Origin of the sequence: Lysobacter silvisoli (assembly GCF_003382365.1) — a bacterium.
GTDB lineage: Bacteria > Pseudomonadota > Gammaproteobacteria > Xanthomonadales > Xanthomonadaceae > Lysobacter > Lysobacter silvisoli.
In genome coordinates this window covers 197,956-220,311 of record NZ_QTSU01000005.1, presented here as the reverse complement: position 1 = coordinate 220,311, position 22,356 = coordinate 197,956, and the positions used below count along the sequence as shown (strand labels likewise).

Genomic DNA, 22,356 nt, shown 5'->3' with positions numbered 1-22,356 from the left:
CCCGAAGAGCCCCGCTACGGCGGGGCTCTTTTTTTGCGTCCGGGTTGGCGTTTTCCGTACCTGGGCCGACGAAAACGTCTTGACGCCGCCGCCATCCCGCTCTAGATTGAAATGATATAACGTTTCAATTAAGACTGAGGGGATCGCAGTGGGCGCACGACAGGGCGGGGGCCGCGACGCGGCCGCAACGGGGCGCGGCCGCGCCCGCAAGCTGGCCACGGTGAGCGCGGTGGCGCTGAGCGCGCTGTCGCTCGCGCCGGCCAGAGCGCAGGGCGCCGACGCCGACGCCGCGGCGACCACTGCGCATCAGCTCGACGGCGTGACCGTGACCGGCACCGCCGAGCGCGCGCGCCTGGACACGCCGTCCGCGACCGCCTCGCGCCTGGGCCTGAGCCCGCGCGAGACCCCGGCCGCGGTCGAAGTGCTGACCGCCGACGATCTGCAGCAACGCGGCCTGCGCAGCAGCGTGGAAGCGCTCAACGCCGCGCCCGGCGTGTTGGCCGGACAGCTGCCGTCCTCGCCGGGCACCACGTCCATGCGCGGCTTCAGCGGCGGCGCGATCTCGCTGCTGTACGACGGCGCGCGCCAGACCGCCGCGCCGCTGGTCACCCGCGATTTCGACAGCTGGAGCTTCGAACGCATCGAGGTGCTCAAGGGGCCGGCCTCGGTGCTGTACGGCGAAGGCGCACTGGCCGGCGCGATCAACCTGGTGCCCAAGCGCGCCGACTTCGACGGGCGCCGGCTGTCGGCGCTGCTGGGCTGGGGCAGCTTCGGCGGACAGCGCTATGCGGTGGACGGCAACTGGCCGCTGGACGAGCGCTTCGCGCTGCGCCTGATCGCCAGCCACCGCCGCAGCGACGGCTATGTGGACGCCACCGAGAACCGCGCCACCTCGGCCACGCTCAGCGCGCGCTGGCGCCCCAGCGATGCGGTGGACGCGGAGATCGCGCTGGACCATTACGAGGACGACTACGACAGCGCCTACTGGGGCACGCCGCTGGTGCCGCGCGCCGTGGCCCGCGATCCCAGCGATCTGGTCCGCAGCGGCAACGGCTACGTGCTCGACCGCGCGATGCGCGAGGTCAACTACAACGTCGCCGACGGCACCCAGACCGCGCGCAGCGACTGGCTGCGCACGCGGGTGTCGTGGCAGCTGGGCGAGAACCTGCGCCTGGTCAACGAAGCCAGCTACTACGACGCCACTCGGCGCTGGCTCAATTCCGAAACCTACAGCTTCGATGCCGCCAGCGGCCTGCTCAAGCGCGGCATCACCCGCATCGAGCACCGCCACCGTTACTGGGTCGAGCGCGCCAGCCTGATCGGCGAATCGCTGTGGGCGGGACGCCGCAACCGCTACTCGGTGGGCGTGGAGTTCAGCGACGGCGATCTGGCGGTGCCGCGTCGCTTCGGCACGGCCGCGGCGGTGGACCCGTTCGCGCCGCAGCGCGGCTTGTTCCCGGTCGGTAACGAGGCCGCGCTGTTTCCCGGCGCCGGCAACCGCGTGGACTTCGATTCCAGCACGCGCACCGCCTCGGTGTTCCTCGAAGACGCACTCAACCTGACCCCGCGCTGGCTGCTGCTGGCCGGGCTGCGCTACGACCGCATCGAACTGGAACGCAGCAATCGCGACTACAACACCGGCGCGCTCACGCGCTTCTCGCGCGATTACGATCCGCTGTCCTGGCGCGTGGGCACGGTCTACGACCTGCAGCCGCAGACCCAGCTGTACGCGCAATACAGCGCCGCGGTCGCGCCGGTGGGCAGCCTGCCGCTGCTGTCGCAGGCCAATGCGCGTTTCGACCTCACCCACGGACGCGCGGTCGATATCGGCCTCAAGCGCACGTTCTGGCAGGACCGCATCGACCTGACTCTGGGCGGGTACTGGATCCGCCAGGACGACATCGTCACCCGCGATCCGGCCAACGCCGCGATCTCGATCCAGGGCGGGCGCCAGTCCTCGCGCGGCGCGGAGCTGTCGCTGTCGGCCGCGCTGACGCCGCAGCTGAGGGTGGACGCGAGCGTGGCGGCGTTGAACGCGCGCTTCGATGAACTGCGCGAGGCCGGCGGCATCGACCGCGCCGGCAACACGCCGCCCAACGTGCCCGAACGTCTGGCCCAGTTGTACGCCAGCTACCGCTTCAACGCGGTGCCGCTGCGCTTGAGCGGTGGCGCGCGCTACGTGGGCGCGTTCTACACCAACAACGCCAACAGCATCCGCGTGGATTCGCATACCGTGTGGGACGCGTCGCTGGCCTACCGGCTGCCGTTCGGCGAGCTGGCCTTGCACGGGCGCAACCTGGGCGATGCGTTCTACGCGCAGTGGTCCGGCGGCGCGGCCGACCAGTTGGTCATTGGCGCCCCGCGCAGCGTCGAGCTCACGTTCAAGGTGGACCTGTGAGCCGCCTGGACGCGCCGGCGGCGGCGCAGGCATTGCGGCTGGATTCGGTGCGCAAGCGCTTCGGCGAGCGTTGCGCGCTGGAGTCGCTGAGCCTGGCGTTGGCGCCGGGCGAGGTCTATGCCCTGCTCGGGCCCAACGGCGCGGGCAAGACCACCACCTTGAACCTGATTCTGGGGTTCCTGCGCCCCGACGCTGGCCGCATCGAAGTGGCCGGCATCGATGCGGTGGCCGATCCGCTGGGCGCGCGCGCACGCATCGCCTACCTGCCGGAAACGGTGATGCTGCACCCGACGCTGAGCGCGATCGAGAACCTGGGCTACTTCGCCCTGCTCGGCGGCCGGCGCCTGGACGACGCGCAGGCGCGCGCGCTGCTCAACGAGGCCGGCTTGCAGGAAGAAGCGCATGCGCGGCGCGCCGGCGGCTATTCCAAGGGCATGCGCCAGAAAGTCGGGCTGGCCATCGCGTTGGCCAAGGATGCGCGCGTGCTGTTGCTGGACGAGCCCACCTCGGGCCTGGACGCCAGCGCCGCCAACGATCTCAGCCACGGCGTGCGCGCGGCCGCGCAGCGCGGCATGGCGGTGCTGATGGCCACCCACGACCTGTACCGGGTCAAGGACGTGGCCCAGCGCCTGGGCATCCTGCGCGACGGCCGGCTGCTGCTGGAGCAGCGCACCGACCGGCTCAGCGCGGCGCAGATCGAGGCGCTGTACCTGGAGCAGCTGTCGCGATGAAGGCGCATGCCACCGCCTACGAATGGACCCTGCTGCGGCGCGACCGCCGCGCCTGGTGGTCGCTGCTGTGCCTGGGCGCGCTGGTACTGCTGGCCTTCGCGTTCAACGCCGAACGCATCGCCGCCGGCAACGCCGAGAAATCGCGCATGGCCCAGGCCGAGCGCGCGCGCTGGCTGGGGCAGGGCGCGAAGGACCCGCACTCGGCCGCGCATTACAGCATCTATGCGTTCAAGCCCACGCCGCCGCTGGCGGCGCTGGACCCGGGCGCGGAGCCCTATGTCGGCCAGGCGGTGTGGCTGGAGGCGCACGTGCAGAACGACGCGCTGTACCGGCCGCAAGGCGATGCCTCGCCCTTGCAGCGCGCCGCGGCGCTGAGTCCTTCGAGTCTGCTGATCGGTTTCGCGCCGCTGGTGGCGTTCCTGCTCGCCTTCGGCGCGGTGGCCATGGATCGCGAGCGCGGCAGCCTGCGCCTGGCCTTGGGCGCGGCGGTGCGGCCGGCGGCCATCGTGCGCGCCAAGGTGCTGGCGATCTGGAGCGCGCTGCTGCTGGCCCTGCTGCTGCCGGTGGTCCTGTGCGCGGCATCGTTGGCCTTGGCGCAGGGCCTGCTGGATGTCGACACCGGCCTGCGCCTGAGCCTGTGGGCGTCGGCGATGGCGCTGTGGCTGGGCGTGCTCACCGCGGTGGGGGTGGCGGTGTCGCTGCTGGCCGGCAACGTGCGCATCGCGCTGGCGACGCTGTTCGGCCTGTGGATCGCGTTCGCACTGATCCTGCCGCGCTGGGCCGACGGCCTGGCCCAGCGCGCGCAACCGCTGCCGTCCACGCAGGCGGTCAAACAGCGCCTGCTCGACGAAGCGCCCTCGTACTGGACCGCCGAGGCGGGGCAGGCCAACCGCGCCCAACTGCTGGCGCGCTACGGCGTGCGCGAGCAGGCACAGCTGCCGGTGGACCTGCGCGGCGCCGAGTTGGACCTCAACGAACGCCATTCGCACGGCGTGTTCGACCGCGTGCTGGGCGGCTACTACGACCGCGTGGTCGGCCAGGACCGTACGTACGCCGTGCTCGGCCTGCTGTCGCCGGCGATCGCGCTGCAGGGCCTGTCGCCCGCGCTGGCCGGCAGCGACTTCGCCCACCACCGCGGCTTCATCGACGGCGCCGAGCGCTACCGGCGCGCGCTGGTGAACCGCATGAACCAGGACGTGATGGCGCACCCCAGCGGCGACACAGGCGCGCGTCATAACAACGACGAGCGGCTGTGGGCGCAGGTGCCCGAGTTCCATCACCGCCCGCTGGCGCTGCCGGCCGCGCGCGCGGTGGCGGCGCCGGCCGCGGCCGCCCTGCTGCTGTGGTCGGCGCTGGCGCTGACCCTGCTGGCCGTGGCCACGCGCAGGTTGCGGCCATGAGCGCGCCCGGTTTCTTCGCGCTGCTGCGCTGGGAACTGCGCCAGGTCGGGCGCAGCCGCCTGCTGTGGCTGGTGCTGGGCCTGCTGGCGCTGGCGATGCTGTGGGGCGCCGACAGCGGCGCGGCCCTGCATCGCGCGCAGGACGCGGCGATCGCACAGGCGCGCGCCGCCGACCGCGCCTGGCTGGAGCAGACGCGCGAGCGTGCGCGCGGTTACGCGCAGCCGGCGGCCGAGCCCTTGCCGTACTGGCAGGACCCGACCGACGTGGCCGGCTACAGCCGCTACTTCCTGCGCGCTCAGGCGTACAAGCCCAATCTGCCGTCCTCGCCGCTGGCCGTGGGCGCCAGCGACCTGTTGCCGACGCGGTTGCCGGTGAAGCTGGAAACGCCGTTCGGGGTGGAACCGGTGTACGACTTCGAGCCGCCGCGCAGCCTGGGCCTGGGCCGCTTCGATCTGGGCTTCGTGCTGGCCTATCTGCTGCCGGTGGCGACGATCCTGTTGGCCGCGTTGTTGGGAGCTTCGAGCGCGACAACGGCATGCTGCGCTTGATCGCCGCGCAACGAATCGGTCCGCGCATCTGGTTGAGTGCGCGTATCGCCGCGATCGGTTTGTGGATGGCGCCGCTGGTGTTGGCGTCGCTGATCTTGGCTTTGTGCTGGGCCGGTGTGGATGCGCGCGCGGCGTGGCCCGAGCTGGCGGCCGCGGCGGCGCTGAGCCTGGCTTACCTGGGCCTATGGCTGGCCCTGGCTTTCCTCGTACTCGCCGCTTGGCCTAGCGCGGCCGGCGCGGTGGGCAGCCTGGTCGCATTGTGGGCCGCCTTGGCCATCGGCGTGCCGCTGGCGGCCGATGCCTATGCGCGGACGCGCTATCCGATGCCCTCGGCCACCGCGCTGGTGGACGCGCAGCGGCGCGGCAACGACGCCATCGCCGCGCAGCGCGATGCGATCGCCGCCGCCGCGTTCGCGCGGCGCAGCGACCTGATCGGTGCGTCCGATCGCGTCGGCAGCCTGGACTACGCCACCCGCATGACCTTCCTGGCGCCCGAGCTGGAGCGGCGGCTGTCCAGGCTGGAGGCGCAGCGCCAGGCCGCGCGCGACGGCCGCGCGCAAGCGTCGGCGTTCGCGGCCTACCTATCGCCGCCGCTGGGCCTGCAGTCCGCGCTGGCGCAGCTGGCCGGCACCGATGCGCAGCGCCACCGCCGTTTCGAAACCCAGGTGCGCGACTACCAGCAGCGCTTGCGCGACTGGTTCTACCCGCGAATCCAGCGGCAGATCGCGGCGCCCACACCGCGTCCCGCGCAGTCGCGCGGGCGGCAGAACTTCGGCGAGTACGACGCGATCCCCGCCTGGGCCGGCCGCGAGCCGGGCTCCGAGGCGCGGTTGCGTGCGGTGCTGCCTGCGCTGCTGTGGCTGGCCTTGCTCGCCGCCGCGCTGTCCTTTTGGGCGCTGCGCCGCCTGCGTCATTGGCCCATGGAGGATTGAGATGAAAGCCTGGCTATGGATGGCGGCGATCGCCTGCGCGCCCGCCTATGCGCAACGCGCCGGCGACAACGCGGTGACCGCGGCCGAGGACGCGTTCGGCGCGACCCTGGGCAACGAAAGCATCGGCCTGTACAGCAGCAAGCAGGTGCGCGGATTCTCGCCGGTGGAGGCCGGCAACGTGCGCATGGAGGGCCTGTACTTCGACCGCCAGGGCACGGTGCCGCCGGCGCTGGTGGAGGGTTCCACTATTCGCGTGGGCCTGTCGGCGCTGGGGTATCCGTTCCCGGCGCCCACCGGCATCGTCGATTACCGGCTGAAGAAGGCCGGCGACCGGCGCGTGCTCAGTGTCATCGGCGCGCTCAACGCCTATGGCGCGCCGGCGCTGGAGCTGGACGCCAAGCTGCCCATCGTCGAGGGCCGCCTGGGCGTGGCGGCCAACGTGTCGTGGGCGCGCGAGGAGTATTACGACGGCGCCGACGCGCGCTACCTGCGCGCGGCGGTGGTACCGCGCTGGCGGCCCAGCGAGCACGTGGAGATCCTGCCGTTCTGGAGCATCTCGCGCGGGCGCGACGAGGAAGTGGCGCCGGTGATCGTGACCGCCGGCAACTACCTGCCGCCCAAGGTGCAGCGCCGCCGCCACTTCGGCCAGCGCTGGTCGGACAACGAATACGACAGCCGCAACTACGGCGTGATCGCCAAAGCGCGCATCGGCCGCGACTGGGCGCTGTCGGGCAGCGCGGTGCGCTCGATCTTCCACATGCCCAGCGGTTTCGCCGAGTTGTTCGTCGATACCACGCCCGATGGCATGACTCGCGAAAAGGTCATCGCCGATCCCAGCCAGCGCTCGGTGTCCAGCAGCGGCGAGCTGCGCCTGAGCCGCAGCTTCAGTGAGGGCCCGCGCCTGCACCTGCTGCATGCGGCGGTGCGCGGGCGCAGCCTGGAAAGCCTTTACGGCGGTTCGGCGCCGGCGCTGGACTACGGATGGCGGCGCCTGGGCGAGTTGCGGCCGATGCCCGAACCCGACGCGTTCGCATTCGCCCAGCGCACCCGCGACCGCGTGCGCCAGTGGACCGGCGGGCTGGCCTACGAAGGCCGCTGGCGTGATGTGGGCGAGCTCAGCCTGGGCCTGCAGCGCAGCCGCTACCACAAGCAGGTGGACCAGCCCGGCCTGCCGCGCGTGTCCACGCGCGACGATCCCTGGCTGCCCAGCGCCAGTGTCAGCGCCTACCTCAGTCCGCGCCTGGCCCTGTACGCCGGCCATACCCGCGGGCTGGAGGAAAGCGGGGTGGCGCCGGACGACGCGGCCAACCGCAACCAGGCGCTGCCGGCGATCCGCACGCGCCAGACCGACGCCGGGCTGCGCTGGACCCTGGGCAACGGCATGAAGCTGGTCGCCGGCGGCTTCGACGTGCGCAAGCCCTACTTCGTCACCGACGAGAACAACGTGTTCGGACCGCTGGGCGAAGTGCGCCACCGCGGCATGGAGCTGAGCCTGAGCGGCGCGCTCAACGACCGTTTCAACCTGGTGGCCGGTGCGGTGCTGATGCGGCCGCGCGTGAGCGGCGCGGCGGTGCGCGAAGGACGGGTCGGCGAGCGTCCGATCGGCCAGGCCGAACGGGTGCTGCGCGGCGATCTGGAGTACCGGCCGCCGGCGCTGCCGGGCTGGTCGTTCGACGTGGCGATGAGCCACTACGGCGAACGCGTGGCCTCGCGCGACGGCGTCAACCGCCTGCCCGCCTACACCCTGGCCGATGTCGGCGCGCGCTACCGCTTCAAGCTCGGCGCGGCGCCGGCCAGCCTGCGCCTGCTGGTGGCGAACGTGGGCGACACCTACGCCTGGAATCTGTACGGCCACAACAGCTTCGGCCTCACCGACGGCCGCCGCTACGTGGTGCAACTGGCAGTGGACTTCGAGGGATGACCCATGGATCAGGGAAACACCGCGCTCGCCTTGGCGCCGCAGCGCGCATCGTTGCGCCGCCGCGCCGTGCCTGCGTCGGCCGCCGCGCCTACGGTGCGCAGCGGCGTCTGCCACGGCACTCTGGGCGAGTTGCTGCAAGGGCCCTATGAGCGCGGCGGCGAGCTGCACATCGGCCTGATCTCGCTGCCGATCCGCCGCTACAGCTGGGTACACTTCGCCCAGGGCGAGGCCGGCGACATCGACGCCGAACTGACTAGCAAGCCGCGCTGCCGCCAGGCCATCGCGCTGTACCTGAAGCACTACGGCCTGCGCCTGCCGCCCGGGCGTTGGAGCCACGATTCCGAGTTGCCCATCGGCAAGGGCATGGCCAGCTCCACCGCCGACATCGTCGCCACGGTGCGCTGCCTGGATCAGGTGTTCGCGCGACGTTCGCCGCCGCCACTGGTGGCCGCGCTGCTGCGCCAGATCGAGCGCTCCGACAGCGTGTTCCTGGACCGCCACGCGCTCTACCTCAGCGGCCTGCAGGAAGTGGTGCGCACCTTCGCCCGGCCGCTGCGGCTGCACGCCTGTTACATCGACGAAGGCGGCGCGGTGGAAACCGAATCGGCCGCGGCGCCGTTGCTCGCCCACTATCGCCGCCGCCAGGGCGAGTACGCGCGCAACCTGGACGCCATGCTGGCCGCGTTCGGCCAGCGCGATCCGCGCGCGATCTGCGCCTGTTCCACGCGCAGCGCCGCGCTCTCGCAGGGGGTGCTGCCCAAGCCCAGCTTCGCGGCCATGCAGCGGCACCGGCGCGAGCTCGGCGCCGACGGCATCGTGGTCGCGCACACCGGCAGCCTGATCGGCTACCTGTACGCGCGCCGGCCCAGCGCGGCGCGCATGAGCGAGTTGTCGGCGTTCTTCCACGGCCTGGGCCGGCAGTGCCGTTTCGTGGAGACCGGGCCGTGAACGCGGTGCATGCGCATATCGCCGATGCGGTCAAGGCGCCCGCATTGGTGCAGCTGGCATCGAACCTGTACGTGGCGCGGTTCGAGACCATGAAGCTGTATTCCACCCTGGTGGCGGTGGAACGTCTGCTCGCCAGCGGCCGCGTGCGCCCAGGCGCGACCTTGCTCGACAGTTCCAGCGGCCTGTACGCCTACGCGCTGGCGGTGGCCTGCCACCGCTACGGCCTGCACTGCCACATCGTCGGCTCCAAGACCATAGACCGCGCGTTGATGCTGCAGCTGCGCGTGCTCGGCGCCACGGTCGAACAGGTGGAGCCGCAGGCCACGCTGAAGCTGGACCAGAGTCTGCGGGTGGCGCGCATCCAGCAACTGCTGCACGAGCGGCCGGACATGCACTGGATGCAGCAGTACCACGACGACATCCACTACCACGGCTACGCGCCGGTGGCCGAGGCCATCGCCGACGCCTTGGGTTGCGCGGCGCTGAGCGTGGTCGGCGGCGTCGGCTCGGGTTGTTCCACCGGCGGCCTGGCGCAGGCCCTGCGCGCGATCGACGACGGCGTGGAGCTGATCGGCGTGCAGCCCTTCGGCAGCGTCAGTTTCGGCTGCCAGCACATCGAGGACCCCGGCATCATCATCGCCGGCATCGGCACTTCGATCCCGTTCCGCAACGTGCGCCACGCGCTGTACGACCAGGTGCATTGGGTCAGCTTCGACTACGGCGTGGCCGGCGCGGTGGCGCTGTTGCGCGAGCACGCGGTGTTCGCCGGGCTGTCCAGCGGCTGCGCGTATCTGGTGGCCGCGCACGAGGCGGCGCGGCGGCCGGAGCGCAGCGTGCTGTTCGTGGCCGCCGACACCGGCCACCGCTACGTCGAGGGCGTGTTCGCCCACCACGACAGCGCCGCCGACCCGCGCACCTTGGCGCCGCAAACGATCGAGTCGCTGGACCAGCTGGCGCTGCCCTGGTCGGCGATGGCTTGGGCCCGCCGCGACTACCCGCCGGCCCCCGCCGCGCATTGAATTCCCTACAGGAGACCGCCGCCATGGCGCATTTGTTGATGATCGAAAGTTGGGTCGGCGGCACTGGCCGCATTTTCCCGCCGGCCATCCGCCGGCTGGGCCATCGCTACAGCTTCGTCACCCGCAGCCGCAGCCATTACGCCGACGACGCCGACGGCGCGCATCCGGTGGTGGCCAACGCCGAGCAGGTGCTGGACTTCGATACCAACGACGTACCGGCGCTGATCGCATTCCTGCGCGAACGTCATGGTCAGACGCCATTCGACGGCGTGGTCACCATCTGCGACTACTACATCGACACCGTGGCCCAGGTGGCGCAGGCGCTGGACCTGCCGCAGGCGTATTCGGCGCAGGTGGCGCTGGCGCGACGCAAGGACCGGGTGCGCACCGCGCTCGAACAGGCGGGTCTGCCCAATCCGAAGTTCGCCGTGGCCGAGTCCTGGCCGCAGGCGCGCGAAGCCGCCGCGCGCATCGGTTACCCGCTGGTGCTCAAGCCCACCGACCTGGCCTCCAGCGCCTTCGTGCGCCTGGTCCACGACGAGACCGAGCTGTGCCTGGCCTTCGATGCGCTGGAACGGTTCCCGGTCAACTTCCGCGAGCAGGCGCGGGTGCCGCTGGTGCTGCTGGAGGAATTCATGCGCGGCGAGGAAGTCAGCGTGGAGGCCTGCACCTTCCAGGGCGCGACCACGGTGCTGGGCATCACCGACAAGAGCGTGACCGGGCTGCCGTACTTCATCGAGGACGGGCACATGTTTCCGGCGCGGCTGCCGGCGCCGCTGGCGGCGGAGATCGAAACGCTGGTGCGCGGCGCGCTGCAGGCGGTGGGCCACGACCACGGCATCAGCCACACCGAGGTCAAGCTGACCGCCGATGGCCCGCGCATCGTCGAGATCAATCCGCGCCCCGGCGGCAACTACATCGTCGAACTGATCCAGCGCGTGACCGGCATCGACCTGCTCGACGCGCAGATCGAACTGGCGCTGGGCCGCGCGCCGGATCTGCAGCGCAAAGCCACCGGCATCGCCAGCGCGGCGATCAAATTCCTGGTACCGCCGCGCGCCGGCCGCATCGCCGCGATCGAGGGCGCGCAGGCGCTGGCCGCCGATGCCGATGTGGCGCGCTGGAGCCTGGTGCCCATCGTCGGCTGCGACGTCGGCGAGCCGGTGGACAACGCCTGCTACCTGGGTCACGTGGTGGCCACCGACGCGAGCGGGCTGGAGGCGCGCGCGCATGCCGAGCGGGCCCTGGGCCGGATCGCGCTGCATTACGCCTGAGCACTCCTCGCACTCTCATCGCAGACACCGTCATGTCCAACGCCCGCCTCGTTCCGCCCGAATCCGTCGCCGACCTCACCGCCGCCGTGTTGCGCGGCGACTACGGTCCCGATCCCGCCGGCCTGCATGCGGTGGGCGCGTTCTGGGTGCGGCAGAGCACCCAGTTTCCCGGCACCGACACCAAGTACCGCAATCACTACCTGGTGCTGCGCGTGGACGCGGGCTTCGGCGGTTGCTGCGTGGAACGCGAGCAACTGCATCCCGACGTGGCCGAGGAACTGTCCGGTCGCAACCTGGCGGAGTTGCTGACCGATGCGCGCGTGCCGGTACGCGTGGCTGCTCTGGACGCCTACCTGTCGCTGACCCGGCCGCACCTGCAGCAGCGCGAGGCGCGCACGCTGTGGCTGCCGCACGGCACCCCGCTGCAGCGTGCGAAGGCGCGCGACGAGGCCATCGCCGGGCTGCTGCATATCCAGCCCGGTCAACGCGTGGGCCTGATCGGCGTGGTCAATCCGCTGGTCGCCGCGATCCAGGCGCACGGCGGCGTGTGCCTGCCCTGCGACTTCAATCTGGCGCGCACCCAGGACGGCACCGAGGTCGCGCGCGACATGCGGCCGGTGCTGGCCCAGGCCGACCTGGTCATCGCCACCGGCATGACCCTGTCCAACGGTTCCTTCGACGAGATCCTGGCCACGCTGCGCGCGCGCGGCGTGCCCCTGGTGGTCTACGCCCAGACCGGCAGCGCGATCGTGCCGCGCTTCCTGGGCCACGGCGTGGCGGCGGTGTCGGCCGAACCGTTCCCGTTCTCGCAGTTCAGCGCCGACCCGACGCCGATCCATCTGTACCGGGCACCGGATTACGACGGCGCGCGCGCGGCGGCATGAGCGCGAGCGCGCCACTGGACCAGGCCGCGCGCCGGCGCGGCCTCAACGGCCTGCTGGTCTACACCTTCCTGATGGTGACCGGCTACGCCATGCTGATGCCGCTGGTGGCGGTGCATTACGTCGACCGGCTCGGCTTCGCCGCCGCCGCGGTGGGCGTGGCGTTAGCGGTGCGGCAGTTGACGCAACAAGGCTTGGCGCTGCTGGGCGGCCTGCTCTCGGATCGCTACGGCGCGCGGCGCATGATCTGCCTGGGCGTGCTGCTGCGCGCGCTGGGCTTCGCCAGCCTGGCGTATGCGCAAGACCTGCCCGCTCTGCTGTGGGCGATGGTGTTGTCGGCCTTGGGCGGTGCCTTGTTCGAGGCGCCCTACCAGGCCTCGATCGCGGCACTGACCACGGCCGAGACCCGGCCGCGTTATTACGCGGCCAGCAACTGGGTCGGCGGCGTGGCCACCACCCTGGGCCCGCTGCTGGGCGTGGCGCTGCTGCGCTACGACTTCCGCGTGGTGTGTCTGGTCGCGGCCGCCTGTTTCGCCGCCAACTTCGTCGTCGCCCTGGTCTGGCTGCCCAAGGTCGAGATGCCCGAGCCGGCGCCGCCGTCGCGCGGCCTGGGCCTGGTCTGGCGCGACCGCCGCTTCGTCGCACTGATCGCGCTGATGGGCCTGTACTGGTTCCTGGCCGTGCAGATCAATCTCAGTTTTCCCCTGCTCGCGCAAAAGTTGTACGGCGGCAGCGACGGGGTAGGGCTGATGTTCGCGGTCAGCGCGGTGCTGACGGTGAGCCTGCAGTACGTGCTGGTGCGCTGGCTGGAGCGGCGCTGGTCGACGGCGCAGGTGCTGGTGGCGGGCGTGGCGCTGATGTCGCTGGCCACCGGCGCGATCGGCTGGGTGTCGGACTTCGCCGGCTTCCTGGCCTGCGTGGCCGCGTTCGCGCTGGGCGCGGTGATGACCCGGCCGACCCAGCAGACCCTGATCGCCGGCATGGCCGATCCGCGCGCGCTGGGCGCGTTCCTGGGCGCCAGTTCGCTGAGCCTGGCCGTGGGCGGCGCGCTGGGCAGCGTGGCCGGCGGCTGGCTGGTGGACTTGGCCGGCGCGCGGCAGTGGCCTTGCCTGCCGTGGCTGGTTTATTGCGCGGTCGGTCTGGGGTGCGCGTTGGGATTGGCGCGGCTGTTCGGCGCGCGCGCTCAGCAGGCGCCCTCCGCGGCTGTCTGAATGCGCGGCAGCGCAACGTCGCAAGCGGGCGCGCTCCCTACCGTGGGCCAACCGATTCGCGCGCATGCGCGCAACCGATTCAAGGCGGACGATCGCCGCGATTGACAGCGCCCCGGTCCGGTGCGCGCAATGGGCTCGCGATGCGCCGCGTGCGCCGCATCGCGCAGCGGCCTGCCACGCAGGCACCTTGAAGGACTAAGGAGACGAACATGGATCTGGCTATTCGCCCCGAGCGTTATTCGCGTTCGGGCGGTTTCACCGTACCCGCCGTAAGCCTGCGCTGGCTGCTCGCCGCGCTGGCGGTGCTGCTCGCGCTGCTGCCGGTGCGCAGCGTGCAGGCGCAGGCCTGGCTGCTGACCGCGGCCGAGCGCAAGACCTATCAGCAGTACTACGCGCCGGTGATCCTGCAGCGCGCCGAGGAGAACTCCAGCAAGCCGGGACGCGACTGGATATCCAACTACGATTTCGACCGCGACGGCAATTTCGCCAACAACCGCTACACCTGGCCGAACCTGCTGTCGCAGTACATCTACGCATCGCAGACGCGTTCGGGCGCCTATTCGAACTGGCGCATCCGTCCCACTCTGTATTCGTCGGCGGTCGAGTTCATGGACGGCAACAGCAAGGCCTTGCTGCTGCTGTACCACGTCTATCATCCGGTGGATAAGAAGGCCAACGAGATCCACGATTGGGAGCGCATCGAGATCGTGGTGCGTGGCGTGGGCGGCACGCCCGGCGCCGGCGGCGAGTACGTGGGCCACGTGACCATCACCAGCCACAAAGACCACGTGATGCGCAGCTACGGCAGCCCGGACCTGAACTTCATGCAGGTCGCCGACGGCAAGCACGTGATGATCTGGCAGGCCGACGAGGACAACACCGAGCTGGGCACGCACGGCCACGAGCTGCATTTCGTCCAGGACAGCTACGCCACCATCGCCACGCGCCGCACCAACAACAACTCGGCCGAAGTGGAGGTGACCAACGACGACGACAAGTCGGTGCATTACGTCTGGGTGCCGGAGACCTCGCCCTCGGCGGTGTCGGCCTGGGGCGCGAGCACGATCCGCTACGACAACGCCTTCGCCCTGGCCGCCGGACGCGACGACACGGTGTCGTGGTCGCTGGTCAAGCGCATCACCTACGAACTGCAGGACCTGGCCGACGTGTTCGGCGGGCAGTGGTCGGGCGCGAACTGGTCGACCAACTGGAATTCGGGCCAGACCGCCGACATCCTGCTCGACAGCCCGATCGTCGACGAAGCCGGCCAGATCGAAGTGCCGGCCGGCCTGCAGCGCTTCTACGTGCTCTCGCGCGACACCTCCAGTTCCAGCCTCACCGACGGCCGCGATGGCGTGCTGGGCAAGGATTGGCTGTGGGGCGCGTACTCGGCCGAGACCAATGCCGACACCATCTCCGGTTCGGACAAGCTCGGCGGCTACACCGGCGCCGGCCGCGACAGCTACAACCGCAACCGCGCCGACGCCAGCGGCGACTATGCGTCGCTGAACGTGTACTGGCGCCAGCACGACCTGCTGGTCCACTCCGGCGGCATCGACACGCGCGAGCACTACGAGGCCGGCCAGTGGCTGTTGAACGGCTGGCAGCTGGCCCAGAACGGCGGTTTCGACGGCCGCTGGGCGCAGGTGTTCGACGACCGCCCGGCCTACGAGTCGGTGGGTCCGTTCACCGTGGGCCTGCCGGTGCTCACCCGCGGCTGCGGCGACACCATCGTGGTGACCGCGACGGTCAGCGGCGGCGTCGCGCCGTACAGCTACAGCTGGAGCAACGTGCTGTGGCAGTCCGCCGACGGCCGTTCGGCCGAGATCGCCAGTGGCGCCACGGCGACCCTGGTGGTGACCACCGCCGACGGCCAGAGCGCTACGCGCACCTCGCGCAATGCGGTGCTGTGCGAGCCCGGCGGCCCGCGCCGCTGAGCGGTCCTTGCCCTGACGGCGCCCCGCGATCGCGGGGCGCCTGGGCAGCGATACAGGCGCTGAGCCCGCAAAGGAAAAAGCCCCGCGCTCGCGGGGCTCTTCTTTTGCGCATACGGCCCGCGCCGGGCCGGTTCATCCGCCCGCCGGATCCGGCATCAGGATCACCAGCGGCTCGCACTGCGCCTGCGAGCAGCCGAACGAGCGCGTTTCCTCGCCGCCGAACCAGGCGCTGGTGCCCGCGGCATTGATCTCGAACGCCCAATCGCGCCCCTGCGCGCGCAGACAGCCCTTGATCGAGCACGGCAGCCAGTCGAAGTCGTGCCGTTCGCCTTCGCGCAGCGGCCGGCTCAGGCGGAAGAACGATTCGGCCTGCGCCTTGTCCAGGACCCAGGCCTTGCACATGGCTTCCTCGTTCGCCGCAGGTCGCGCGCCTTGCGCGGGCTGGTAGACCGGCGCCGCGACCTCGATCACCGACAACTCGGCGTTCGCGCTATCGGCTGGGGCCCGAGGGTGCGGCTGGCAGGCCAGGAGCAGCGGGAGCGGGAGCAGGAGCAGCCGGCGTATACAGCCCTGCGCATTCGCCGGCGGTTTTGCCTGAAATGACATCGTGCTCATTGGCGTGTCGCGCTCCTCCTTGAATCGATGCGTCCAAGATCAGTTGGTCCGCAACGGATACGCCCGACTTCAACAACGGCGAGCTTCGCTTGCTGCCTGCAGGCTTTCGCAGAATTCATACCAGCACGGCGTCGATCGTCGTGTCAATTTGGCCGGCGATCGCAACTGCCGGCAGGCACATGAAATGCAGCCGCAACTGTTCTGCATACTGCGCTTTCGATGCAAAAAAAGCCCCGCATTGCGCGGGGCTCTTCTTTACCGCATGGACGCGGACGCCGTCAGTCGCCCAGCGTCAGCAGCGAGGCGTTGCCGCCGGCCGCCGTGGTGTTGACGGTGATGGTCTTCTCGGTGGTGAAGCGCGGCAGGTAGTGCGGGCCGCCGGCCTTGGGGCCGGTGCCGGACAGGTTCTGGCCGCCGAAGGGCTGCACGCCGACCACCGCGCCGATCTGGTTGCGGTTGACGTAGCAGTTGCCGACCTTGACCCGCGCGCTGATGCGCTCGATGGTCTCGTCGATGCGCGAGTGGATGCCCAGGGTCAGGCCGTAGCCGGTGGCGTTGATCGCGTCGATGACCGCGTCGAGCTGATCGGCCTTCCAGCGGATCACATGCAGCACCGGGCCGAACACTTCCTTGGTCAGCTGGTCCAGCGACTTGAGCGCGTAGGCGCGCGGGGCGAAGTAGCTGCCGTGCGCGGCGTCGGCGTCCAGCGCGACCTCGGCGATCTTGCTCGCTTCCTTGTCCATGCGCGCGGCGTGGTCGTCGAGCATCTTCAGTGCGTCGGCGTCGATCACCGGGCCCACATCGGTGGACAGCAGGCCGGGGTCGCCGACCTTGAGCTCGGCCATGGCGCCGGCCAGCATCTGCACCACCTTGTCGGCGATGTCGTCCTGCACGAACAGCACGCGCGCGGCCGAGCAGCGCTGGCCGGCGGAGGTGAAGGCCGAACCGATGGCGTCCTTGACCAGCTGCTCGGGCAGCGAGGACGAGTCGGCGATCAGCGCGTTCTGACCGCCGGTTTCGGCGATCAGCACGCCGATGGCGGCGTCGCGCGCGGCCAGGGCGCGGTTGATCGCGCGCGCGGTGTCGGTGGAGCCGGTGAAGGCCACGCCGGCCACGCGCGGGTCGCGGGTGAGCGCGGCGCCGACGGTGGCGCCGTCGCCGGGCAGGAACTGCAGCACCGCCTCGGGCACGCCGGCTTCGTGCAGCAGCTTGACCGCGTAGTAGCCGATCAGGTTGGTCTGCTCGGCCGGCTTGGCGATCACGCTGTTGCCGGCGGCCAGCGCCGCCGACACCTGGCCCAGGAAGATCGCCAGCGGGAAGTTCCAGGGGCTGATGCAGACGAACACGCCGCGGCCGGACAGGTGCAGGGTGTTGGACTCGCCGGTGGGGCCGGGCAGCGCTTCGGGCGCGAACAGCTTGCGCGCCTGGGCGCCGTAGTAGCGCAGGAAGTCCACCGCCTCGCGCACTTCGGCCACGCCGTCGGGAATGGTCTTGCCGGCTTCCTTGGTGCACAGCGCGAGGTACTGCGGCATGCGGTCTTCCAGCAGCTGCGCGGCGTGCTCCAGGATCGCGGCGCGGCTGGCGGCCGGAGTCGCGTCCCAGGCTTCCTGCGCGGCCACCGCGTTCTTGAGCGCCAGCTCGACGGTGGCGCTGTCGGCCGCGCGCCACTGGCCCACGGTCTCGCGGCGGTCGGCCGGGTTGGTCACGGCGATGTCGGGACCGCCGGCATTGGCGCCGGGCACCAGCGGCGCGGCGCGCCAGTCCTTGATCGCGGCGTTGACCTGGTCGGCCAGGGAGTGCAGTTGCTGGTCGTTGGCGAGATTGACGCCCATGGAGTTGGTCCTGTCGTAACCAAAGCTGCGGTACAGATCGGCCGGCAGCGGAATGCGCGGGTGGGGAATGCTGGCGAAGGCGGACACGGTTTCCACCGGGTCCTGGATCAGCTCGTCGATGGCCACGTCTTCGTCGGTGATGCGGTTGACGAAGCTGGAGTTGGCGCCGTTCTCGAGCAGGCGGCGCACCAGGTAGGGCAGCAGATCCTCGTGCGAGCCCACCGGCGCGTACACGCGGCAGGGCACGTCCAGGCGGTCGGCCGGCACCACCTCGGCGTAGAGGTCGTCGCCCATGCCGTGCAGTTTCTGGAACTCGAACGCGCGCCCGGCGGCCATGCGGTGCACGGTGGCGATGGTCTGCGCGTTGTGGGTGGCGAACATCGGGTAGATCGCGTCGCTGGCCTCGAGCATGCGCCGGGCGTTGGCCAGGTAGGACACGTCGGTGTTGGGCTTGCGCGTGAACACCGGGTAGCCGAGCTGGCCGTCGACCTGGGCGCGCTTGACCTCGCTGTCCCAGTACGCGCCCTTGACCAGGCGCACCGGGATGCGGCGGCCGGTGCGGCGGGCCAGGTCGGCGAGGAAGTCGATCACCTCCGGCGCGCGCTTCTGGTAGGCCTGCACGGCCAGGCCGTAGCCCTGCCAGCCGTCCAGCGACTTGTCCGAATAGGCCGCGGCGATCACGTCCAGCGACATTTCCAGGCGGTCGGCCTCTTCGGCGTCGATGGTGAAGCCGATGCCGTAGCTCTTGGCCAGCTGCGCCAGCTCCAGCACGCGCGGCACCAGTTCGGCGAACACGCGTTCGCGCTTGGCGTGCTCGTAGCGCGGGTGCAGCGCCGAGAGCTTGACCGAGATGCTGGGCGCGGCGAACACGTCGTGTTGCAGGAAGTGGCCGGCCGGGCCGCTCTTGCCGATGGCGTGGATGGCCTGGCGGTAGGCCTCCTGGTAGCGCAGCGCGTCCTTGGTGGTCAGCGCGCCTTCGCCGAGCATGTCGAAGGAATAGCGATAGCTGGCGTTGTCGCCCTTGCGCGAGCGCGACAGGGCCTCGCCGATGGTGCGGCCCATCACGAACTGGTGGCCCATGATGCGCATCGCCTGGCGCACGGCCAGGCGGATCACCGGCTCGCCGACGCGGCCGACCAGGCGCTTGAAGGCGTTGTGCACGTCGCGCTTGGTGTCGTCGGCCAGGTCGACCAGCTTGCCGGTCAGCATCAGGCCCCAGGTGGAGGCGTTGACCAGGACCGAGTCGGACTGGCCCAGGTGGCGCTTCCAGTCGGCGTCGCCGAGCTTGTCGCGGATCAGCTTGTCGGCCGTTTCCTGGTCCGGAATGCGCAGCAGGGCCTCGGCCACGCACATCAGCAGCACGCCTTCCTCGCTGCCCAGGTCGTACTGGCGCATGAAGGCTTCGATCGCGCCCTGGTCCTGGGCGCGGGCGCGCACCCGCTGGACCAGGTCGGCGGCGGTGGCCTGGGCGGCGCTGCGGTCGGCCTCGGGCAGCCGCGCCTGTTCCAGCAGGCGGCGCACGTGGACGGCTTCGTCGCGGACCCAGGCGGCGGTGATGGCCGCGCGCGGGGCGGCCGGGGCCGGGGGCAGTTCGGGGCTGATCAGCGCGCGCGGCGGCGGGCCGTCGGCGGCATCGGAGGCGTTGTCGTAGGTCATTCGGACCGCGGCGAGCGGGAGGGGAGCCCGGTAGTTTAGAGCTTTCGGTCGAATCGGGCCTGTCGCGGGCGGGCGATCGGCGCGTCGGTCCTGGCGGCCGGGGCTGCCGGGTCGGGCCGGCCAGCCGTGACGGCGTGCCCCAAACCCCGCGACGCAGCCGTCCGCGCAAGGGCGCAAGGCCTCGCGCGCAAGCCCTGCGGGTTGCCGCAAAGCGGGGTGGCGGCTACCATTTCGCGGATTATCCGTAGCGCCGTCCGCGGCGTGATGGGCCCTAGCCGGGCTCGCCAGCCACCTCTTCCAGGACGGTCCCCCCGCGCCCCGCCAGGCTCCGGGGCCGGGGCCCGGAGGGGCAGCCCGCGGAGCAGACAACGCAACCTTTCATGATTTAAGTCGGGGCTCGAACTGATGAAAGCCGGTCGTTTCCAGCAGTGGGCAGTGGGCGTCGCCGCCATGGCGCTGCCGGTCCTTGCATTTGCGCAGGCGGCCGATCCCAAGCCGTGGCAGCTGAACATGGGCCGGGGCGTCACCGCCCAGTCCGTCAACGCCTACGAGGCGCACATGCTGGCGCTGTGGATCTGCGTGGCGATCGGCATCCTGGTGTTCGGCGCCATGGCCGTGGCCATGTTCAAGTTCCGCCACTCCAAGGGCGCGGTCGCGGACAAGGATTTCACCCACAGCACCAAGCTGGAAATCATCTGGACCGTGGTCCCGGTGGTGCTGCTGGTGGCGATGGCCTTCCCGGCCACCAGCAAGCTGATCGCCATGTACAACACCCACGAGGGCGCCAAGATGACCGTCAAGGTCACCGGCTTCCAGTGGATGTGGAAGTACGACTACCTGGGCGAGGGCGTGTCCTTCACCAGCCGCCTGGACCGCAAGAGCGACCAGCTGCGCCAGAGCAAGAAGACCGTCACCCAGGCCGACCACGAGCACTACCTGCTCGACGTCGACAACGTGCTGGTGCTGCCCACCGACACCAAGATCCGCTTCGTGATCACCGCCGACGACGTGATCCACGCCTGGTGGGTGCCGGCGCTGGGCTGGAAGCAGGACGCGATCCCGGGCATCGTCAACGAGGCCTGGACCGAAATTAAGCAGCCGGGCGTGTACCGCGGCCAGTGCGCGGAACTGTGCGGCAAGGACCACGGCTTCATGCCGATCGTGGTGCGCGCGGTGCCGCCGGCCGAGTACCAGCAGTGGCTGGCCGAACAGAAGGCGAAGAACGCGCCGGCTCCGGCCGCGCCCGCCGCTCCGGCCGAAGCCGCTCCGGCGGCCGCCCCGGCTCCGGCCACCGCCGGCACCCCGAACTCCGACGCCCCGACCGCCGCCGCGGTCGCCGGCTGATCGACCAGCACTAATTCAGAGGTAGGCCATGGCTGCCACGCACCCCGTCGCCGATCATCACGATGATCACCACGCCCACAAGCAGGGCTTCATCGAGCGTTGGTTCTTCTCGACCAACCACAAGGACATCGGCACGCTGTATCTGGTGTTCAGCTTCATCATGTTCATCATCGGCGCCGGCATGTCGGTCATCATCCGCGCCGAGCTGATGGAGCCGGGCCTGCAGCACGTCAGCCCCGAATTCTTCAATCAGATGACCACGGTGCACGCCCTGGTCATGATCTTCGGCGGCGTGATGCCGGCCTTCGTCGGCCTGGCCAACTGGATGATCCCGCTGCAGATCGGCGCGCCGGACATGGCGCTGCCGCGCATGAACAACTGGTCCTTCTGGATCATGCCGTTCGCCTTCAGCGTGCTGCTGGTCACCCTGTTCCTGGACGGCGGCGCGCCGGCCGGCGGCTGGACCCTGTACCCGCCGCTGTCGCTGCAGGGCGGTTCCAACGTGGCCTTCGCGATCTTCGCCATCCACATGATGGGCATCAGCTCGATCATGGGCGCGATCAACGTCATCGCCACCATCCTCAACATGCGCGCCCCGGGCGTGGACCTGTTGAAGATGCCGATCTTCTGCTGGACCTGGCTGATCACCGCCTTCCTGCTGATCGCGGTGATGCCGGTGCTCGCCGGCGCGGTGACCATGCTGCTCACCGACAAGTTCTTCGCCACCTCGTTCTTCAACGCGGCCGGCGGCGGCGACCCGGTGATGTTCCAGCACATCTTCTGGTTCTTCGGTCACCCCGAGGTCTACATCATGATCCTGCCGGCGTTCGGCGTGGTGTCGGAAATCATCCCGACCTTCAGCCGCAAGCCGCTGTTCGGCTACCAGGCCATGGTGTACGCGACCGCCTCGATCGCGTTCCTGTCGTTCATCGTGTGGGCGCACCACATGTTCACGGTGGGCATGCCGCTGGGCGGCGAAATCTACTTCATGTTCGCCACCATGCTGATCGCGGTGCCGACCGGCGTGAAGGTGTTCAACTGGGTCACCACCATGTGGCGCGGTTCGATCAGCTTCGAATCGCCGATGCTGTGGGCGATCGCCTTCGTGATCCTGTTCACCATCGGCGGCTTCTCGGGCCTGATGCTGGCGATCGTGCCGGCCGACTTCCAGTACCACGACACCTATTTCGTGGTCGCCCACTTCCACTACGTGCTGGTGACCGGCGCGCTGTTCTCCATCATCGCCGCGGTGTACTACTGGTGGCCGAAGTGGACCGGCCGCATGTACAACGAGAAGATGGCCAAGTTCCACTTCTGGTGGACCATCGTGTTCGTGAACCTGCTGTTCTTCCCGCAGCACTTCCTGGGCCTGGCCGGCATGCCGCGCCGCATCCCGGACTACAACGTGGTCTTCGCCGACTGGAACCTGGTCAGCTCGATCGGCGCCTTCGGCATGTTCCTGACCCCGTTCATGATGCTGGGCATCCTGTGGCACTCGAAGAAGTACGGCGCCAAGGCCGAAGCCCGTTCGTGGGACAGCGCCAAGGGCCTGGAGTGGACCGTGCCGAGCCCGGCGCCGCACCACACCTTCAGCACGCCGCCGGTGATTCGCGATGGCGACCTCGCCCACGGCGACATCACGCACTGAACCTTACGCACAGAAAGAAGCTCGGAGATCGTTGCTTCGGATAGATTCGGATTGCATCCCA

At 70.2% G+C, this 22,356-nt stretch carries 16 protein-coding genes; 14 read left to right on the top strand and 2 right to left on the bottom strand.

What is annotated here, in order from left to right:
* The first annotated feature begins 148 nt into the window (after positions 1-148).
* The 12 genes from DX914_RS19785 (at position 149) to DX914_RS19730 (ending at position 15,200) form a co-directional block, all read left to right on the top strand.
* Positions 149-2,398: a TonB-dependent receptor gene (locus tag DX914_RS19785; RefSeq protein ID WP_158549411.1), complete on the top strand. Its 2,250-nt coding sequence runs from the start codon at positions 149-151 to the stop codon at positions 2,396-2,398.
* Positions 2,395-3,129, top strand: coding sequence for an ABC transporter ATP-binding protein (locus DX914_RS19780; RefSeq protein ID WP_231118339.1), 735 nt, complete (start codon positions 2,395-2,397; stop codon positions 3,127-3,129). Before DX914_RS19785 ends, DX914_RS19780 begins: the two co-directional genes overlap by 4 nt.
* Positions 3,126-4,529: a DUF3526 domain-containing protein gene (locus DX914_RS19775; RefSeq protein WP_115862063.1), complete on the top strand. Its 1,404-nt coding sequence runs from the start codon at positions 3,126-3,128 to the stop codon at positions 4,527-4,529. The genes DX914_RS19780 and DX914_RS19775 overlap by 4 nt, the downstream gene beginning before the upstream one ends.
* Complete coding sequence (locus tag DX914_RS19770; RefSeq protein WP_115862061.1) at positions 4,526-5,077, top strand: hypothetical protein; 552 nt, start codon at positions 4,526-4,528, stop codon at positions 5,075-5,077. The genes DX914_RS19775 and DX914_RS19770 overlap by 4 nt, the downstream gene beginning before the upstream one ends.
* Positions 5,065-6,009, top strand: coding sequence for a DUF3526 domain-containing protein (locus DX914_RS19765; RefSeq protein ID WP_115862059.1), 945 nt, complete (start codon positions 5,065-5,067; stop codon positions 6,007-6,009). Before DX914_RS19770 ends, DX914_RS19765 begins: the two co-directional genes overlap by 13 nt.
* A 1-nt stretch (position 6,010) precedes the next feature.
* Positions 6,011-7,930, top strand: a complete 1,920-nt coding sequence (locus tag DX914_RS19760) for a TonB-dependent siderophore receptor (RefSeq protein ID WP_158549410.1) — start codon at positions 6,011-6,013, stop codon at positions 7,928-7,930.
* A gap of 3 nt (positions 7,931-7,933) precedes the next feature.
* On the top strand, positions 7,934-8,878 hold the full coding sequence (locus tag DX914_RS19755) for a GHMP family kinase ATP-binding protein (RefSeq protein ID WP_115862055.1): 945 nt from the start codon (positions 7,934-7,936) through the stop codon (positions 8,876-8,878).
* A complete protein-coding gene (locus DX914_RS19750; RefSeq protein ID WP_196778974.1) occupies positions 8,875-9,897 on the top strand; it encodes a pyridoxal-phosphate dependent enzyme in 1,023 nt (340 codons plus the stop codon). Before DX914_RS19755 ends, DX914_RS19750 begins: the two co-directional genes overlap by 4 nt.
* Before the next feature lie 23 nt (positions 9,898-9,920).
* On the top strand, positions 9,921-11,171 hold the full coding sequence (locus tag DX914_RS19745; protein WP_115862053.1) for an ATP-grasp domain-containing protein: 1,251 nt from the start codon (positions 9,921-9,923) through the stop codon (positions 11,169-11,171).
* 32 nt (positions 11,172-11,203) lie between these two features.
* A complete protein-coding gene (locus DX914_RS19740) occupies positions 11,204-12,055 on the top strand; it encodes a Rossmann-like domain-containing protein (protein ID WP_115862051.1) in 852 nt (283 codons plus the stop codon).
* Positions 12,052-13,263 (top strand): MFS transporter, encoded by a 1,212-nt coding sequence (locus tag DX914_RS19735; protein WP_115862049.1) that lies wholly within the window; start codon positions 12,052-12,054, stop codon positions 13,261-13,263. The genes DX914_RS19740 and DX914_RS19735 overlap by 4 nt, the downstream gene beginning before the upstream one ends.
* 209 nt (positions 13,264-13,472) lie before the next feature.
* Positions 13,473-15,200: a SprB repeat-containing protein gene (locus DX914_RS19730; RefSeq protein WP_196778973.1), complete on the top strand. Its 1,728-nt coding sequence runs from the start codon at positions 13,473-13,475 to the stop codon at positions 15,198-15,200.
* Between the two features lie 132 nt (positions 15,201-15,332).
* Here DX914_RS19730 and DX914_RS19725 read toward each other — a convergent pair whose 3' ends face one another.
* Positions 15,333-15,677, bottom strand: coding sequence for a hypothetical protein (locus DX914_RS19725; protein WP_115862047.1), 345 nt, complete (start codon positions 15,675-15,677; stop codon positions 15,333-15,335).
* Positions 15,678-16,093: 416 nt separating this feature from the next.
* Entirely contained in the window at positions 16,094-19,303 is a 3,210-nt protein-coding gene (gene putA, locus DX914_RS19720) for a bifunctional proline dehydrogenase/L-glutamate gamma-semialdehyde dehydrogenase PutA (RefSeq protein ID WP_115862045.1), read from the bottom strand.
* Between the two features lie 405 nt (positions 19,304-19,708).
* On the opposite strand from putA, the gene coxB reads away from it, so the two are divergent.
* Together coxB and ctaD are read left to right on the top strand one after the other, a co-directional pair.
* Positions 19,709-20,647 (top strand): cytochrome c oxidase subunit II, encoded by a 939-nt coding sequence (gene coxB, locus DX914_RS19715; protein ID WP_115862043.1) that lies wholly within the window; start codon positions 19,709-19,711, stop codon positions 20,645-20,647.
* A 28-nt stretch (positions 20,648-20,675) separates the two neighbouring features.
* Positions 20,676-22,295 carry a cytochrome c oxidase subunit I gene (ctaD, locus tag DX914_RS19710; protein ID WP_115862041.1) on the top strand — a complete coding sequence of 540 codons (1,620 nt, stop codon included), beginning with the start codon at positions 20,676-20,678 and terminating at the stop codon, positions 22,293-22,295.
* Positions 22,296-22,356 lie beyond the last annotated feature (61 nt).